This is a genomic window from Nocardia sp. NPDC004604 (genome assembly GCF_040609795.1).
GTDB lineage: Bacteria > Actinomycetota > Actinomycetes > Mycobacteriales > Mycobacteriaceae > Nocardia.
On sequence record NZ_JBEXLC010000110.1, the window covers coordinates 1 to 16,704 of the forward strand.

The window sequence follows — 16,704 nt, forward strand, 5'->3', positions numbered from 1 at the left end:
GAACAGCAGCGATGCCTGTGCATAGCCGAGTTTCAGTGTCTGTGCCAGCAGATCACCACCCGTCTCGCCCAAGGTGGTCGCGGCGATCTTGAGTATCCAGAACATGACCGTGATCTGGGGAAGTTTGTAGTCGACGAGCAGACCCCGAGCCACGTGCTTCACCATCGGTGCTCTCCTTCTCCAGTGCCGACGTCCATGGGTGCGGAGTCTGCCCAAATGCCGCTGAGAGCACGCTGAAAAGCGTGCGGCCGATCGCACCGCGGAATTCCTCGAACTGGCTGGTCAGGTGGCATCGAGGAGACGGTATCCGACACCTCGGACGGTTTCGATGCTGGCCAGTCCGAACGGGGTGTCGATCTTGCGGCGGAGGTAGCCGATGTAGACCTCGACGACGTTATCGGAGCCTTCGTAGTTGGCGTCCCAGACCGAGCGCAGGATGTCGAATTTGGTGACGACGTCGCCCCGGTGGCGCAGCAGGTATTCCAGCACGCTGAATTCGCGCGGGGTCAGCGAAAGTTCCTGTCCGGCGCGGCTGACACTTCGCCGCGCTGGATCCAGGGCGAGGCTGCCGGCGGTGAGGATCGCGGGTCGTTCCGGTGCGCCGCGGCGGATCAACGCGCGTAGGCGGGCGATGAGGATGACGAAGGAGAAGGGTTTGGTCAGGTAGTCGTCGGCGCCGAGATCGAAGGCGTCGGCTTGGTCGTATTCGCCGTCTTTGGCCGAGAGCATCAGGACCGGCGTCCATATCCGGCGTTCGCGCAGTTCCCGCACGATCTGGTAACCGTGTTTGCCCGGCAGCATAATGTCGAGCACCAGCACGTCGAAGTCGCCGGACGCGGCCAGTTCCAGTCCGTCGATTCCGTCGTGTGCGACTTCGACGACGAATCCTTCCGCCGACAGACCGCGCCGGAGGGTCTCGGCCAGTCGGATCTCGTCGTCGACCACCAGTACCCGCACCACTACCGCCCTTCTGTCACCGCCCGCAGGTTCATTACAGCCGAACCCGCTCGGCGATCGCTGCAGCTCTCAGCGTTTCCACAGCAACACGGGCCCAGATTCGGAGCATGTCCGCTGTCCTCGACCGCGTTGATCAGACCGTCAGCGCGGCCGTCACCGACGCCACGCCCGCATCCCGCGAAGCTGGGCACAATGAACCGACTCCCGCCACCCGATGACCTATCTTCGGCCGCCGCATCGCGACACCGCCGGTTCGCCGACACCGCAGCAGGCTTGATCCGAACCCTCACTCACCCCGCACGATGGGGTTTGCGGGTACGGTCCGCACTGATCGTCACGGTCGTCATCACCGTCGGGCTCGCCATCGCCGCCCTATCGCTGACCTACGTGTTGTATCGCTCCTTGATCTCCGCCTCCGACGACGCGGCCACCGACCGGATCCGCCAGGTCACCGCCCAACTCGCCCTTGACACCCCCGCAGACCTGGATCGGAGCGCGCTGGCAACCGACAACCGGCTCGCTATCGTGCAGATCATCGACCGGACCGGCCGAGTCGTGCAGAGCTCCACCAACAGCCCCACCCGCCCGATCACCGACGATCGCCCCGCCCCGGGAATCATCGTCCACGACCTCCCCATAGCGACCCGTGCCGACGAAGGCCGGGTCAGCGCGGCCACCGTCGACGGGCGCGGCGGCCGCTACACCATCGTGGTCGCGACCAACCAGGAAGAAATCGAACGCACCATCAAACTGGTCGCGGCCCTGGTCGCTTTCGCCACCCCGTTCATCGTCGCGCTCGCCGCACTGGCCACCTACATCCTGGTCGGGCGCTCACTGCGGTCGGTCGAACGCATTCGCACCCGCGTCGCCGCCATCACCAGCGCCGACCTCACCGACCGCGTCCCCGTACCACCGCAACGCGACGAAATCGCGGCCCTGGCCGAGACGATGAACGACATGCTGGCGCGGATCGAGGCCGGGCACAGCGCCCAACGCCGCTTCATCAGCGACGCATCCCACGAACTCCGCAGCCCGCTGACCACCATCACCGCCGCCCTCGAACTCGGCCGCGCCCAACCCACCATTCTCGACGCGGCCATGCTCGATGACACCCTGCTGCCCGAGGCCCAACGCATGCGCCACCTCATCGACGACCTGCTGCTGCTCGCCCGCGCCGACGAAAACGCCCTGGCCCAGCGGCACATCGATATCGACCTCGATGACATCCTCACCGCCGAGGTCGCCCGCACCCGAACCACCACCGCACTGACCATCGACATTGCGGTCGAACCCGCTCGCATCAGCGGCGACCCCACCCAGATCTCGCGGGCGCTGCGCAACCTGCTCGACAACGCCACCCGCTACGCCGCCACCACCATCACCGTCCGACTCCGACGCCACAATCGCCACGCCCACATCGAAATCGCCGATGACGGACCCGGCGTCGCCGCGCCCGACCGCGCACGCATTTTCGACCGCTTCTACCGACCACAGCAGGACCGCGGCCGCGGCACCGGCGGATCCGGGCTCGGGCTGGCCATCGTCGCCGAGATCATCACCGCACACCGCGGCACCGTACGCATCGATCAGAACCTCCCGACCGGAGCCATTGCGATCATCGAACTGCCCCGCACCGACGTCTGAACGATCTACCCGAACACCGCGCATCGGCCGCGCCGGGCTGCCCTTCGGTGTTGCCGACCATCGACCGCGCAACCAAAACCGCACTGCGCCAACCACTTCGACGGGTGCTGCGCGACGCACAACGCCCCGGCCACCGCACCCTCGCGTTGATCTCCTTACTGCACGCGGTCGGCGCGCTACCCACGGAATGCCCGGGTTGGCGGCATCGTGTCATCGGCGAACGCGTCGAAGAAGTCCGCCAGCAGTGAACGCTTCGTTCCTGCACAGCGGCGTATACAGGCGATGGTCGACCAACTGGGTACACGCGTGGTCGACAGGCCAGACTCCGCCGTCGAGCTTCTGGGCCTCTTCGGAAAACACGGTGAACGCATCCACTTTCGGGCCCGAACCGCCCCCAACCGCTGACGCCGGGCCCTCCGGATCGTCGATGAGTTCACAAGGCCGTCCACCCGCCGCATATGATCCTGGCGGTGGTGCGCCAAAAGACTTGGGCGGCAATGAAGTCTGCTTCGGATCCTGAGCCACATTCGCCATGATCACTGATTTGGATTGTCGGACCGTTGCTCTATCCGCTCAACGAGGGTCGAGGCGATGAGGGCCACGGCCCGGTCATCGTCGCGCACCAGTTGCTGCAGGATATCCAGCGCGATGGTCCCCGGCATCTCGGCGAGTGCCTGGGTCAGTCGAATCCGCACTGCCGAGTCCGCTGGTTGTTCGGTGAGCTCGTCTATCAACGCACTCATGATCCGGTCTGCCCAGTTCGCGTCCCGTGCCAACGATCCCAAGAGTTCGGCCGCCTCGACATCGTTCGGGCCCTCGATCACCATGCCGAGAAGTGCTGGCACAGCCTGGGTCACGCCCCGCGCACCCAGCGCGAGTGCTGCAGTTCTGCGGACCGTGCTGTCCGCATCGTCGAGCGCCGCGGTGAGCACCGCGGTCGCCTCGCCGCCCGGTAGCTCGGCGATCGCCAGGACCGCACGCCGCCGAACGTCGACGTCTGCTGAGCCCATGCCGGACGCCACGCTCGCCACACCGTCGCCGCCCGCCCGTGCCAGTGCCCAGCGCAGGGCCCCGGCAACGTTCGGATCGGATTCGGTCAGGACCGCCTCGGCCAGCAACTCGGCGGGCACCGACACATCCTCGGCCGGGGCCAGAACGGCCTGCTGGCGGCGGGCGGCACTCTGCGAACCGAGCCCGTGCAGCAGCTCGACGATGCGCAGAACGTCCTGCCAGCCGGAGGGCTCGGCCGCATCGACCGTACGGAGTCGCTCGAGGAGTTCCTGCTCGCGATTCAGCCGTTCTTCGGTCTCGCGGATGAGGTCGCCGACCAGTGCGGTCGCGCTGAATCCGGAATCGTCGAGAGCGCGTCCGATTTGACTCAGCGACAATCCCAGCGACCGCAGCCCCTCCACATGAAGAATCCGGCGGATGTCTTCGGGAGAGTATTCCCGGTAGCCACCCACGGTGCGGCCGGTCGGCTGCACCAGCCCGAGGGCGTCGTAGTGTCTGAGCATTCGGGCGCTCACCCCCGAGCGGCGCGCCACCTCGCCGATCAGCATGCCGTTCTCTCCTCCCGGTCCGGACCGAGCGCCAAGACCCGTCTTGCCTCATCGACGGCGATGTCGAATCCGGCATCCGGGTCGCGCAAGAGCCGCTCCGTGGCGCTGGCATGCACACGCACCGTCGGGTCGTGACTTGCCATCGCCGTCCGAAGGACCGGCTCGACCACATCGCCGAGCGCGACGAGAGCACGGCTCAGGCTCAGCCGTACCTCTCGGTCGCCACGGCCGAATTGCGCGGCGAGTTCCGCGGCCAGCCCTTCCCGCTCCCCCTCGGGCACGAGAACAACGGCAGCGCGCCATGCACTCCGCGCGACCTCGTCGTCGGCATCGTGCAGCAACGACCGCGTGATCGCCGACCACGCGCTCGGATCGCCGATCTTGGACAGCGTGTGCAACGCCTGGCTGCGGGCCTGTGCTCGCTCGGAACGGAGTTCCGCACGCAGTTTCGGAACCGTGATCTGCGCCGGAAGACGGGTCAGCGCCCAGGTGAGCATGTCGCGCACGAAGAAGTCCGGCTCGATCGCGCACCGCGCTACGAGCGCATCGACGAAACCGGGCTCGGGATGCGTGCCGACTGCCAGAGCCGCCGCCAGCCGCGTCGACGAGTTCGCTGCGGCAAGTGCGTCGAGCAGTCGCGTGTCCTGTGGATTGCTGTGTGTCGAGTTGATGGGGACCACCTCCGACAGCCAGTGAAGGCCTTCACACAGTGACAATGTCAAGTGCACAGGGTCTCCGTCCGGATACCCGTCGCCGAGGCCTCCACCAATCCCCGCGGACGCGCCGCGATCGAGCAGACCAGCGACCGCATCGGCCTCACGGCCGACACGGTCACCCGAGCCATCGCTTTCGCCATCATCCAGCCCGACACCGTTGATGTCAGCGAACTCGTCATCAGGTCCACCGCTCAGGCATGAAGCCGCTGTCTTGGGGCCCCGACCGGGTGCTATTCCGCGCTGTCGAAACCAGTTGCGGTCAAGGCAATCTCGGCGGCCTGCCGATCCTGTTCGGCGGTACCGCCGGAAATGCCCAGACCGCCGATGCAACGGCCGTTCTCGACGATCGGGAAACCGCCGCCGACCGCCATCAGGCGCGGGTGGTACGCGAGCGGGGCGACCTGCGGGCCGGACACATAGTCGTTCCAGACGTGCGTGGCGAGGCGGAACGAGGCCGCGGTCCACGCCTTGTCGACGGCCACCTCGCTAGCCAGGAAGGGTGTCTCGTCGGGGCGTTCGAATGCCTTCAGGTGGCCGCCGACATCGGTGACGGCGACCGCCGCGTCGAATCCGATCTCCGCGGCGGCGAGGTGTACAGCTGCGATGAGCCGCGCGGCCGCACTCCGGGTGATGGAAGGCGCGGGCGTCGACAAGTGGGTGTCGGTGGTCATGGGAAATGTTCTCCTTGGTGGGTTATTGCAGCCGGGAGGCCGCGGTGGGGACGACACGGGTGACCACGGACTGCTCGGCGAGCAGCAGAGCGTGCACGGCCGGACCGATTTCGCCTGTCCAGAGCTCGTTTTCATAGACAGCCCGGTACAGCTCGGCGCGCTCGGCCTCGTCCTCGAAACGGCGGATCCAGAGGTAGCCGTTTTCGTCTTCCTCGTCGATGAAGGAAGCGATGACGTTCATGCCCAGCCCGGATTGGAAGGGCACGACCACCTCCTCCATGTAGCGGACCCATTCGGCGCGGCGTTCGGGCTGGGTCTGGTAACGGCGGATCTCGTAGAACACGGGGAATTCCGATCTTTCGCTGGGATCCGAATGACGGTGTCAGACGACGCGGAGCACGAGTTTTCCTCGGGTGCGGCCCTTTTCGCCGCGTACGTGGGCGGCGGCGGCGTGCTCGAGCGGGAAGACCTCCGCCACGGCGACTTCCACCTGCCCGCTGTCGATGAGGTTGGCGATCCGGGTCAACGCCGGGCCGTCGGGCTCGACCAGAAACGAGCTGACCCGCACGCCGCGCTGCTGGGCCGCCGCGGCCAGTTCGGGGGAAACCCCGGTGGGAATCGACACCAGCAGCCCACCGGGCCGCAGTACCTCCAGCGACCGGATCGAGGTGTTGTCGTGGATATCGCCGACCAGGTCGAGGACGACGTCCACATCGGTGGCGCTGTGCTCGAACGGGGTGGTGGTGTAGTCGATGACCTCGTCGGCTCCGATGCCGGTCAGCCACATGTGATGTCCCTGGCTCGCGGTCGCGAGCACATGCGCGCCAAGGTGTTTCGCGAACTGTACCGCGAAGTGCCCGACACCGCCGGCGGCTGCGTGCACGAGTACGCGCTGTCCGGCCTGCACCCGGGCGGTGTCCACCAGCGCCTGCCAGGCGGTGAGGGCGGCCAGCGGCACGGCTGCCGCGTGCTCATGGTCGATCGTGCGCGGTTTGCGCGCGAACTGGCGAGCCGGCGCGGTGACATACTCGCCGTAACCACCCGCGGCGCGCGGGAACCAGGGCATCCCGAACACCTCGTCGCCGACGTGCAGGGTGGTCACCCCGAATCCGACCGCCTCCACCACCCCGGACACATCCCACCCCAGGACGAACGGCGGCTCGCCCAGCACGCCCGCCACACCGGAATTCGACCGAGTCTTCCAGTCGACCGGATTGACTCCTGCCGCGTGTACGCGCACCAGCACCTCGGTGGGCAGCGGTTCCGGGCGCGGCACCTCCCGGACTCGCAACACTTCCGGACCGCCGAACGCCTCCTGCGTCACCGCGCGCATCGTGACCGCGGACATAACATCACCTCCTGAATCCCGGAAGACCTGGACCGGCCTCCCTGTTGACGCAGAGGAAGCTAGCCCCGCAGGGGTGGTTACCATCAAGAGCGCCAACTTTCCTCGAGGAAAGTTGCCTGGTGAGGAGTCTGCTGATGCCGACCAGTTGCCCGACCGGTCAGCACGTCCACCACGACGTCTACGCCGCACAGTGCCCGTGCCGCGCCATGCTCGATCTGCTGGCCAACAAATGGTCTGCACTCGCCATCGGCATCCTCGAGGACGGCCCGCAACGATTCGGCGAACTGCAGCGGCTACTCCAAGGTGTCAGCCCGAAGGTCCTGACCCAAACCCTGCGCCGCCTGGAAGATTTCGGCCTGGTCGACCGCACCGTCTACCCGGCGGTCCCGCTGCATGTCGAGTACGCACTCACCCCGCTGGGCCGCAGTGCCGCAGTCCCGCTCAATCAATTGCGCGCCTGGGTCGAGGACAACATCGACCAGGCGTTCAACCTGCGCCGCGGGGCCTGAATCCCTCGGGTCCAACTGGTGCGGGTGACCTGATGCCACCGCCGGCCTCAGCGCTGCCCTCGCTGCGGTGCAATCATCAGCGGGTCAATCGGCCACGAGAGAGTAGCGCCTCTTCTCGGTGGCCTGGGCTCCCAACCGGTCGTAGAACCTGATTGCGTCGGTGTTCCACGGCGGAGTTTGCCACTGAACCTGCCCGAGCCCGAGCTGACGGGCTTCGGTCACCACGGCCTGCACCAACATGGGCCCGACCTTCAAGCCTCGATGCCCCTCGCGCAGGAACAAGCAGTCCATATGGAGGTACTCCGCTCCGTCCCAGGTGGACAACTCCGGCGCGCACGAGGCGTACCCGATGATCTCGCCGTCGTCCAGTTCCGCGACGAAACAGCGCAATCGGGGCTGCTCTGTATCGAACAGAAGAGCCTGCAGTCGTCGGGCCAAATCGGCTGGCGGGGGCGCAGCCTTCTCATACGCGGCATGCTCTGCAGCCAGCTGGGCAACATGGGGTAGATCGGCCACACGCGCATGACGCACCCGGACCGAAATGGTGCCCCTCATCGGACCTTGCCTTCCAACACATCGCCGCGCCACGCTGCCAGCCGCTCATCGATCACACCGTGTCCGTCCAGGACATGCTTGGTGAAGGCATCTCGTTCGTGGGAAAGAACCGCCGCTTCCCAGACACAGGGGGCCAGACCCGCCCGTCCGGGCCGGAGCTGGGCGGCATCGTCGGCCGGACCAACGAAGACAGCAAGGTCGGACATGTACCCCTCGATCCATGTGTTGACCAGGACGTAGTCACCGTCACCACCGGCATGGACGAGCAGCACAGCGAGCCCAAGAGAACCTCGCAGATACGCCGACGACAGGTGATCACCCGCGACCCGCAGCGCGGCCTGCACGTTTTGGTCGCTCACCCGCCGCCCCGGCGCCTCGATCACGTAAGGCTTCACCAAATGCCCAGCGACCGAACGACTGCCCAGTGGCCGCACCGTACGCGCATGATGCTCATCAGCCAGTGCCAGTAGCACATTCGGATCGATAGCGGTCAGAGCCAGCCCGAGTTGAGATTCTTTACGATCGACCACACGTCCATCATGCCTGCAGAGCCGTTGGCCGCCAGCCGATCTCACGAACGTGCGCAACTGCCGACGAGCGGGCAGCCCGCGGAAGGCGGCAACTCGGGCGGCCGGAGTCGATCACCAGATGTGCCGCCACCACCCGATATTCGGGCGAATGCGATCGACGTCCGTCGAGTCCGATCTATTCGGCCCAGATGCCTCGGACGTGGCCGATGTGGCGGCGGATCAGCTGTTCGGCCGATTCCGCGGCTCCCTGTTCGATGAGATTCAGGATTTCCACGTGCTCACGGGCGGAATGAATGAGCTCACCGCGTTCGGCGAGTGGGCGGACGCCATAGAGGCGGGAGCGGGAGCGCAGCGACCGCACCGTTTCGACCAGCTCGTTGTTGCCCGCGAGGCTGAGGAGGCGGCAGTGGAATTCGGTGTCGATGGAGATGTAGGTGATGAAATCTTGTTCGGTCGCGGCCTTTTCGATGCCGAGGGCCAGGGTGCGCAGTTCGGCGAGCTGCTGGGGGTCGATGCCGGCGTCGGCAACCTTGCGTACGGTGGGGACCTCGATGAGCAGGCGGACCTCGACGAGGTTGTCCAGCTCCTGTTCGGATGGCTCACGAATGCGAAAGCCCTTGTTGCGCACGGTTTCGACCAAGCCCTCCTTGGCCAGGTCGATCATTGCTTCGCGGACCGGAGTCGCGGACACGCCGAACTGTTCGGCCAGTCCGGGGGCCGAGTACACGACGTCAGGGCGCAACTCGCCGGTGATGATCGCCCCGCGCAACTTCTCGATGATCTCGTCGCGCATGCTCTTCCGGGGGAGGAACGACGTCAGTGTCGAGACCGGCGTATCGGTGGCGGACATCATTGCCTTCTTGTTGCGTGTGGGCGGATGAGCGGCGACCACGGGGATCGGCCCGTGTGATCTGGTCAGTTGCTACGGTACAAGCGAGACGACCAGTGACATATCACATGTTACGTGCGCTGTCGGGGACGGGCCAAATCGCCGGGCCGACGGCGTAGCGATCTGGTCCGCCACAGGTCACGGATGTCGGGATTCCAGGTCGATCCCCTGAAACCTCTCATCGGTCCGTGGACCCTCACCTGAGGATGAAGCCGGGAACCAGCGAGTCGCGTGGGTCCACGGCAAAGCGGCTGTCTCCCAACTTGTGCGCCGTGCCGACGACCTCGGGCACGACCGCGTCGTGACCGTCGGCCTGGACCCGCGCCACGGCCCGAGCACGGAATCTGCTGCCGACGATAGAGTCGTGCACCAGAACCTCACCGTCGGCGAGACGTCCCTGACTGGTCAGATGCGCGACCCTGGCCGCGGTGCCGGACCCGCACGGGGACCGATCGACCTCGCCGTCGGAGAACACCACGACGTTGCGCTGGTGCAGCGCACCCTCGGCACTGAGTCCCTCGAACGCCTGGGCGGCGGTCGCGTCGTCGGGGTCGACGTCCTCGGTGAACATCGTTGCGTAGACGCCGGACAGGCGCGCGTCGCTCGGGTGCTCCGCCGCGCGGGCGGCGTTGAGGCCATCCCGGATCTGGCGACCGGTCCGAATCAGGTCGGGCAGGTCTGCGGGGCGAACAGCCAGGCCGAGATCCGCGGCGGACACCACGGCGTACATCGCACCGCCGAAGGCGATGTCGCACGTGACGCGGCCACGGTCGGTCTCGACGTCGACACCGGTGGAGTGCACCCAGCTCGGGACGTTGACGAACGAGACGTGGGCGATCTCGCCCGCCTCGAAGGCAACGCGGGCGGTGACCCGCCCGGAGGGTACGTCGATCCGTACGTCGCGAGTGCCCTGCTCGAGTCGCGGCACGAGGCCGGACTCGACGGCCCACACACCCAGCGCGATGGTGCCGTGGCCGCACGCGGTGGAGAAGCCGTCCTTATGCCAGAACAGCACCCCGAGATCGGCGCCGTCGTCGTCGGGCTCGGTGACGAAGCCGCCGTACATGTCTGCGTGGCCGCGTGGCTCGCTGCACAGGAGCGCGCGGGCATACTGCACCTCCGGGCTCGCGATCCCCCGGACCCGCTTGTCCGCCACAGTGGCGCCGTCGAGCCGGACCGCTCCGTGGGCGACGATCCGGAACGGCTCACCGCCGGTGTGGTAGTCCACCGTCTCGAAGCTGAACGACCTCTCAGGCGCCAAGGTAGGCCTCCACTACTCGGGGATTGGTCCGCAACTCCTCCGAGGACCCCTCGAGGCTGGTCACGCCCGCCTCGAGTACGTAGCCGCGGGTGGCCACGGTGAGCGCGGACCGGGCGTTCTGCTCGATGAGGAGTACGGCGGTGCCTCGCTCGCTGATGGTTCGCACGACCTGCATGATCTGGGCGACCATGAGGGGGGCGAGTCCCATGGACGGCTCGTCGAGCATGAGCAGGCGCGGCGCGGCGATCATTGCGCGCCCCATCGCCAACATCTGCTGCTCGCCCCCGGACAGGGTGCCGCCGTGCTGGTTGCGGCGGTCGCGCAGCCGCGGTAGAAGCTCGTACACCTCCTGGATCCGCTCCTCGATCGCCTTGCTGTCACGGACGGTGTAACCACCGATGAGCAGGTTCTCGTGGACGCTGAGCCGAGGGAAGATCCGTCGGCCTTCGGGCACGTGGACTATGCCCATCTCGACGAGCTCCCAGGGCTTGGCTGCTGTGATCTCCTTGCCGAACGCCCTGATCCGTCCCGACTTCGCGCGCACCAGACCGGAGATCGTAGAGACGGTGGTCGACTTGCCAGCGCCGTTGTTGCCGAGCAGCGACACCGTCTCGCCTTCACCGACCGTCAGCGACAGACCGCGCAGCGCCTCGACCCGTCCGTAGTTGACCACGAGGTCCTCGACCTCGAGGACCGGAGTAACTGTGCTCACGACTCGCCCTTCTCGCTCGGTGCCGCGGTGTGATCGCTGAAAATCTCCTCGTCGGCGGCGGCCACCGCTTCGGCCTCGGCGTCGTCGGTGCCCAAGTAGGCCTCGACGACCCTGGGATCGGTGCGGATCTGGTGGGGTGCGCCGTCCGCGATCTCCTTGCCGTAGTTGAGGACGACGATGCGTTCGGAGACCTCCATGACCAGGCCCATATCGTGCTCGATGAGCACGACCGCGGTCCCGAGGTCGCTGATGCGGCGCAGTAGGCCGAGGAGCTCCTCCTTCTCGTTGTGGTTCAGGCCGGCCGCGGGCTCATCGAGCAGGAGCATCTTCGGTTCACGGGCCAGGGCCCGGGCGATCTCGACGCGGCGCTGCTCGCCGTACGGCAGGTTGCGCACTTCGTGGACCCGGCTCCCGCGCGCTCCGACGAAGTCGAGCCAGCGGTGCGCCTCGTCGGTCGCGGTTTGCTCGCTGCGGTGGTATCGGGGGGTGTGCAGGATGGCGTCGAACGCGTTCTGCCGGATCCGCACATGCATCCCTGCGCGCACGTTGTCCAGGACGCTGAGCTCGCCGAACAGGCGCAGGTTCTGAAACGTGCGGGCGACCCCGCGCGCGGCGATGACCGCGGGACGTTTGCCGGTGATATCGCTGCCGTCGAAGGTGACGTGCCCGGCCGACGGCTTGTAGAAGCCGGTAATGCAGTTGAAGGCGCTGGTCTTGCCGGCACCGTTCGGGCCGATTACCGAGAGGACCTCCCCTTCGTGCACATCGAAGGTCAGGCCGTTGACGGCAGTGACTCCGCCGAAGGCCACTGTCATGTCGCGGACTTGGAGCAGCCCCGTGGCCGACGAGCCGTTCCCTCCCACCTTGCCGTGTGTCGCGGTCATGGTGCGATCTCCTTTGCCGCCGTGCGGGCTCGTCGCTTCTCGATCCGCGACGGCTTTTCGTCGCCCCGGTGCGGCCAGATGCCCTGCGGGCGGAACAGCATCACGATGATGAGGAGGACGCCGAAGACGAGATAGCGCCAGTTCTCCGCGCCACGCAGCAATTCGGGGAGCAGGGAGATGACGAGCGCGCCGACGACGACGCCGGGCGTTGAGCCCATCCCGCCGAGGACCACCGCCATGAGAATGAGCGCCGACCAGAGGAAGTTGAAGCTGGTTGGCGAGATCGCCGTCTGGTGCACCGCGAAGAGCACACCGGCGATCCCGCCGAAGATCGCTCCGGTGATGTACGCCGCGAACTTCACCCGGTAGGTGTGGATGCCCATCGCCTCCGCGGCGTCCTCGTCCTCGCGCACGAACCGCCAGGCCCGGCCCAGCCGTCCCTTGCCGAGCCGCGCGGAAGCCAACACCGCTGCTGCAACGACAGCGACGACGATCCAGTAGGTCGTGATGTCAGAACGCAGGCCGAAGTCGCCGAAGTCCGGGATACCGAAGATCCCGTTCGGGCCGCCGGTGATATCGAGGTTGTTCGCGGTGATCCGGATGATCTCGCCGAATCCGAGGGTGACGATCGCGAGGTAGTCACTGCGCAGTCGCAAGGTCGGGCCGCCGATCACCACCCCGCCGATGACGGCTGCGATCACGACGACTGGGATCGTGAGCAGAATGGGCCACCCCAGCGACGTGGTGAGGATGCCGGACGTGTAGGCACCGATCGCGAAGAAGGCGGCGAAGCCCAGGTCGAGCAGACCGCAGTAGCCCACGACGATATTCAGGCCGACGGCGAGCATCACGAAGATGAGCGCGTCCGTTGCGATCCGGATGCTGTAAGACGAGGAGTTGACGAAAGGCAGCGCAACGGCGAGGGCCATCACGACCCAGCCGAACAGCGGGTGGCTGATCGCGCGGCTTACCGGCGTTACACGGCCAGCTGCATCCGCGGGCGCGAGGCCGGAGCCGACGTGACCGACCGTGGACTTGCCGGCCCCGTCGACGGCTTGCACGAAGCCGGAGGGGGCGTCGACGGCCCCGTCTCGGGCCGGGATCGAGTTATCGTTGCTCATCAGACCCGCTCCGTCACTCGCTCGCCGAGCAGACCGGTTGGTCGGACGGTCAGGAACACGATCAGGAAGCCGAAGGCGAAGACGTCTCGCCACTCACTGCCGAGCGCGGCGGTTCCGAAGGACTCGAGCAGCCCGAGAACGACAGCGCCGAGAACGGCGCCCCGCAGGTTGCCGATGCCGCCGATCACTGCGGCGGTGAACGCCTTGAGGCCGATGATGAAGCCCATCAGGAAGTCCACCTTCCCGTAATATGCGCCGGCCATAACTCCGGCCGCACCGGCCAGCGCCGAGCCGATGAAGAAGGTGCGCGAGATGACGCGGTCGACATTGATGCCCATCAGCAGGCAGGCTTTCGGATCCTGCGAGATCGCGCGCATCGCGCGACCCGTCCGGGTCCGGTTGACGAGCTGGTCGAGGGCGACCATGAGGCCGACCGCGATCACCATCATGGCGAGCTGGGCGTAGGTGACCCGGGCGCCCAGCACGGAGATGGCACCGTTGCCGAAGCCGACGGGATAGACACGCGGGTTCGGGCCGAACCCGACGGCGATGCCGTACTCCAGCGCGAAGCTGGCGCCGACCGCCGTGATCAGCACCGACAATCGCGGTGCTCCGCGCAGCGGCCGGTAGGCGACCCGCTCGAGGACAAGCCCCACGGTGCCGGTGACCAGCATTGCCACCACCATGATCAGGACGAGTACGACGATCGAGGCGCCGCCGCCCAGCGAGCCGGCTACCGCGGTCAGCAGCGCATAGCCTGCGAAGGCGCCGAGCATGTAGATGTCACCGTGGGCGAAGTTCAGCAGTTTGATGATGCCGTAGACCATCGAGTAGCCGAGCGCGACGAGGGCGTAGAACGAGCCGATGAAGAGGCCGTTCAGGATCAGTTGGATGAGATATTGCAGGTCCATGGCACACTCCTAAATGCCGGGAGCCGGCGGGGCCGGCAGGAGAGGGTGATGCGGCCGCGGCTCGCGGGCGCGGGCCATCGGCGCCCGCGAGCCGAGGGTCACTTGTTGAGCGCGAAGGTGTTGCCCTGGACCACGAGGATGCCGAAGCCGCCCTCGCTGAGGGTGTGCTCCGGGGTGAACTTGAGCTTGCCGCTGAAGATCGGGAACCCGTCGATCTTCTCCAGCGCGGCGACGATGTCGCTGCCCTTGGTCGAGTTGGCGTTCTTGATCGCCTGGGCTGCCACGCGCACGGCGTCGTACGACTGCGTCGAGTAGGGCCCGGGGTCGGCCTTGAAGGCGGCCTTGTAGTCGGCGATCCACTTCTCGCCGCCAGCAATCGTTTGCGGCGTCTGCGTCATGGTCGCAAACACGCCCTGGGCGTTGGCGGCACCGGCGATGGAGATCATCTGCTCGTCGACGGATCCGTCCGCGACCATGATCTTGCCGGTGTAACCCGCCGCGCGAAGCTGCTTGATGAGCAGCCCGCCCTCTTGGTAGTAGCCGGTCCAGTACACGAAGTCCGGCTTCGCGTTGAGGATCGAGGTCACCGCGGCGGAGTAGTCCGACTCGCCAGCGGTCACCGACTCGTGGTCCACGACCTTGACCGATCCGACTGCCCCGAGTTTCTCCCCGGTGCGGGTGCTGATGTCCTTGGAGTACGACGTGTTGTCGTCTGCGAGCGCGACGGCCTTGACGCCTGAGGACTTGATGAAATCGACCGCCGCTTGGGCCTGCTGGGCACCGGTGCCGTTGAGCAGGAAGACATTCGACAGCTTGCTCTTGACCAGGTCGTTGGAGTTCGCGGCCGGGATGATCATCGGGACGTCGGCCTTGTTGAAGATCGAGAGCGTCGGCAGGGTCGCCGACGAGCAGTAGCCGCCGACTGACACGGTCACGCCCTCCGTGACGAGCTTGGCGGCCGCCGACGCTGCTGTCCTCGGGTCACACGCATCGTCCTCGGGGACGAGCTCGAGCTTGCGGCCGAGCACACCACCGGAGGCGTTGATCTCGTCGATCGCGAGCTGCGCGCCGTTCTTCATGTACGGCCCGATCGCGGCGCTGCTGCCGCTCAGCGGCGCCGCCATGCCCAGCCGGATGTCGCCCTTTCCGCCGTCACCTCCGCCGCCCGCCGCCAGACCGCCCCCGCCACAGGCAGATAGGGTCAAAGTCAGAGCGACTGCCGCCGTGGCGCCGATCCACGTCTTACGAATCATGTGTATCTCCACTCCTGGTCAACGCCTCAGGCGTCAGGTCCGCGCTAAGCCACCGCGGTGTGACTCTGCTGGAACCGAGGCCTAGCGTAGAGACCGAAATCGGCTAGTGCAATAGCACATTGCATAAAGTTCGGGCGGGAGGCAGACTGAAGCCGGCGACCCGGAGGCTAACCGACCAAGCCTCTTGCGAATCGCAGTGCAATATCACATTCTATTCGTGCGCAACCTTGATCCAGGAGACTTCACAACATGACCATCTCGAAAGAGAATCCCTGGCGCGGCCTCTACACCGCGACCGCACTGCCGTTCAACGACGACCTCAGCGTCGACTACGACGGCTACGCCAGGCACGTCGCATGGCTGGCCGCCAACAGCACCGACGGCGTGTGCCCGTCCGGCTCGCTGGGCGAGTACCAGACGCTGACCCCCGAAGAGCGCGCCCGCGTGGTCGAGGTGGCGGTGCAGGCCTCCCCCGAAGGGTTCGGCGTGATGCCCGGCGTGGCGGCGTACGGCTCGCGGGAGACTGTCCGCTGGATCGAGCAGGCGGCCGAGGTGGGCGCCCAGTCGGTGCTGATGCTTCCGCCGAACATCTACCGTGCGGACCGTCAATCGGTGCTCAACCACTATCGCGAGGCTGCCAAGGTCGGGGTTCCGATCGTGGCGTACAACAACCCTTACGACACCAAGGTCGACCTGACCCCGGACCTGCTGGCCGAACTCCACTCGGAGGGTCTGATCAAGGCGGTCAAGGAGTTCTCCGGCGACGTTCGCCGCGTCTACGAGATCCAGGAGCTGGCGCCGGATCTGGACATCCTCATCGGCTCCGACGACGTCGTGGTCGAGTTCGGCCTGGCCGGCGCGGTCGGCTGGATCGCGGGCTACCCCAACGCGATTCCCGAGGCCACCGCCAAGCTGTACCGGCTGGCAACCTCCGGCAACGTCGAGGACCTGACGGCGGCCATGCCGCTCTACCGCGACCTGCACTCCCTGCTGCGGTGGGATTCGAAGACCGAGTTCGTCCAGGCGATCAAGCTGTCGATGGACATCGCCGGCCGCAAGGGCGGTCAGTGCCGCCCGCCGCGCAGCCCATTGACCGCAGAGCAGGCCGAGGCGATACGCCGCGACACCGAGGCTGCTCTGGCCAAGGGCTACCGCTGATCGTAGTTGGCGTGTCTGTCGATCCC

At 66.7% G+C, this 16,704-nt stretch carries 20 protein-coding genes and 1 pseudogene; 5 read left to right on the forward strand and 16 right to left on the reverse strand.

Translation table 11 applies throughout. From position 1 onward, the window contains the following. Both ABZW16_RS31390 and ABZW16_RS31395 read right to left on the reverse strand, forming a co-directional pair. A pseudogene (locus ABZW16_RS31390) lies at positions 1–165 on the reverse strand (hypothetical protein); the annotation flags it as partial. Positions 166–282: 117 nt separating this feature from the next. Continuing rightward, entirely contained in the window at positions 283–957 is a 675-nt protein-coding gene (locus ABZW16_RS31395; RefSeq protein WP_354959708.1) for a response regulator transcription factor, read from the reverse strand. 192 nt (positions 958–1,149) lie between these two features. Between ABZW16_RS31395 and ABZW16_RS31400 the strand changes: the two genes are divergently transcribed. Both ABZW16_RS31400 and ABZW16_RS31405 read left to right on the forward strand, forming a co-directional pair. Then, entirely contained in the window at positions 1,150–2,601 is a 1,452-nt protein-coding gene (locus tag ABZW16_RS31400; protein WP_354959709.1) for an ATP-binding protein, read from the forward strand. Between the two features lie 50 nt (positions 2,602–2,651). Beyond that, entirely contained in the window at positions 2,652–2,849 is a 198-nt protein-coding gene (locus ABZW16_RS31405; protein WP_354959710.1) for a GPP34 family phosphoprotein, read from the forward strand. Between the two features lie 288 nt (positions 2,850–3,137). Here the strand turns inward: ABZW16_RS31405 and ABZW16_RS31410 are convergent, their stop codons facing one another. Both ABZW16_RS31410 and ABZW16_RS31415 read right to left on the reverse strand, forming a co-directional pair. After that, positions 3,138–4,160 carry a MerR family transcriptional regulator gene (locus ABZW16_RS31410; RefSeq protein ID WP_354959711.1) on the reverse strand — a complete coding sequence of 341 codons (1,023 nt, stop codon included), beginning with the start codon at positions 4,158–4,160 and terminating at the stop codon, positions 3,138–3,140. Next, positions 4,154–4,840: a HEAT repeat domain-containing protein gene (locus ABZW16_RS31415; protein WP_354959712.1), complete on the reverse strand. Its 687-nt coding sequence runs from the start codon at positions 4,838–4,840 to the stop codon at positions 4,154–4,156. The genes ABZW16_RS31410 and ABZW16_RS31415 overlap by 7 nt, the downstream gene beginning before the upstream one ends. 42 nt (positions 4,841–4,882) lie before the next feature. On the opposite strand from ABZW16_RS31415, the gene ABZW16_RS31420 reads away from it, so the two are divergent. Continuing rightward, positions 4,883–5,077 carry a hypothetical protein gene (locus tag ABZW16_RS31420; protein ID WP_354959713.1) on the forward strand — a complete coding sequence of 65 codons (195 nt, stop codon included), beginning with the start codon at positions 4,883–4,885 and terminating at the stop codon, positions 5,075–5,077. Positions 5,078–5,106: 29 nt separating this feature from the next. On the opposite strand, the gene ABZW16_RS31425 is transcribed toward ABZW16_RS31420, so the two are convergent. Genes ABZW16_RS31425 through ABZW16_RS31435 form a run of 3 tightly spaced genes read right to left on the reverse strand, consistent with a single transcriptional unit; the run spans position 5,107 to position 6,895 of the window. Continuing rightward, entirely contained in the window at positions 5,107–5,547 is a 441-nt protein-coding gene (locus ABZW16_RS31425) for a heme-binding protein (protein ID WP_354959714.1), read from the reverse strand. Positions 5,548–5,569: 22 nt separating this feature from the next. Continuing rightward, complete coding sequence (locus tag ABZW16_RS31430) at positions 5,570–5,890, reverse strand: NIPSNAP family protein (protein WP_354959715.1); 321 nt, start codon at positions 5,888–5,890, stop codon at positions 5,570–5,572. Positions 5,891–5,929: 39 nt separating this feature from the next. Next, positions 5,930–6,895, reverse strand: coding sequence for an NADP-dependent oxidoreductase (locus tag ABZW16_RS31435; RefSeq protein ID WP_354959716.1), 966 nt, complete (start codon positions 6,893–6,895; stop codon positions 5,930–5,932). A 134-nt stretch (positions 6,896–7,029) separates the two neighbouring features. Here ABZW16_RS31435 and ABZW16_RS31440 point away from each other — a divergent pair, with 134 nt between their 5' ends. Next, a complete protein-coding gene (locus ABZW16_RS31440) occupies positions 7,030–7,404 on the forward strand; it encodes a helix-turn-helix domain-containing protein (protein ID WP_354959717.1) in 375 nt (124 codons plus the stop codon). A gap of 84 nt (positions 7,405–7,488) precedes the next feature. Here the strand turns inward: ABZW16_RS31440 and ABZW16_RS31445 are convergent, their stop codons facing one another. From ABZW16_RS31445 to ABZW16_RS31485, 9 genes are all read right to left on the reverse strand, one after another. Continuing rightward, positions 7,489–7,959 carry a GNAT family N-acetyltransferase gene (locus tag ABZW16_RS31445; protein ID WP_354959718.1) on the reverse strand — a complete coding sequence of 157 codons (471 nt, stop codon included), beginning with the start codon at positions 7,957–7,959 and terminating at the stop codon, positions 7,489–7,491. After that, a complete protein-coding gene (locus ABZW16_RS31450; protein WP_354959719.1) occupies positions 7,956–8,489 on the reverse strand; it encodes a hypothetical protein in 534 nt (177 codons plus the stop codon). Before ABZW16_RS31450 ends, ABZW16_RS31445 begins: the two co-directional genes overlap by 4 nt. Positions 8,490–8,664: 175 nt before the next feature. Continuing rightward, complete coding sequence (locus tag ABZW16_RS31455) at positions 8,665–9,339, reverse strand: GntR family transcriptional regulator (RefSeq protein ID WP_354959720.1); 675 nt, start codon at positions 9,337–9,339, stop codon at positions 8,665–8,667. Positions 9,340–9,574: 235 nt separating this feature from the next. After that, a complete protein-coding gene (locus ABZW16_RS31460) occupies positions 9,575–10,639 on the reverse strand; it encodes a proline racemase family protein (protein ID WP_354959721.1) in 1,065 nt (354 codons plus the stop codon). Then, positions 10,629–11,351, reverse strand: coding sequence for an ABC transporter ATP-binding protein (locus tag ABZW16_RS31465; protein WP_354959722.1), 723 nt, complete (start codon positions 11,349–11,351; stop codon positions 10,629–10,631). The genes ABZW16_RS31460 and ABZW16_RS31465 overlap by 11 nt, the downstream gene beginning before the upstream one ends. Next, positions 11,348–12,235 carry an ABC transporter ATP-binding protein gene (locus tag ABZW16_RS31470; RefSeq protein WP_354959723.1) on the reverse strand — a complete coding sequence of 296 codons (888 nt, stop codon included), beginning with the start codon at positions 12,233–12,235 and terminating at the stop codon, positions 11,348–11,350. The genes ABZW16_RS31465 and ABZW16_RS31470 overlap by 4 nt, the downstream gene beginning before the upstream one ends. Next, positions 12,232–13,356, reverse strand: coding sequence for a branched-chain amino acid ABC transporter permease (locus ABZW16_RS31475; RefSeq protein ID WP_354959724.1), 1,125 nt, complete (start codon positions 13,354–13,356; stop codon positions 12,232–12,234). Before ABZW16_RS31475 ends, ABZW16_RS31470 begins: the two co-directional genes overlap by 4 nt. Continuing rightward, positions 13,356–14,267 (reverse strand): branched-chain amino acid ABC transporter permease, encoded by a 912-nt coding sequence (locus tag ABZW16_RS31480; RefSeq protein WP_354959725.1) that lies wholly within the window; start codon positions 14,265–14,267, stop codon positions 13,356–13,358. The genes ABZW16_RS31475 and ABZW16_RS31480 overlap by 1 nt, the downstream gene beginning before the upstream one ends. Before the next feature lie 98 nt (positions 14,268–14,365). After that, positions 14,366–15,520 (reverse strand): branched-chain amino acid ABC transporter substrate-binding protein, encoded by a 1,155-nt coding sequence (locus ABZW16_RS31485; protein WP_354959726.1) that lies wholly within the window; start codon positions 15,518–15,520, stop codon positions 14,366–14,368. Positions 15,521–15,769: 249 nt separating this feature from the next. Here ABZW16_RS31485 and ABZW16_RS31490 point away from each other — a divergent pair, with 249 nt between their 5' ends. Beyond that, positions 15,770–16,678, forward strand: coding sequence for a dihydrodipicolinate synthase family protein (locus ABZW16_RS31490; protein ID WP_354959727.1), 909 nt, complete (start codon positions 15,770–15,772; stop codon positions 16,676–16,678). Positions 16,679–16,704 lie beyond the last annotated feature (26 nt).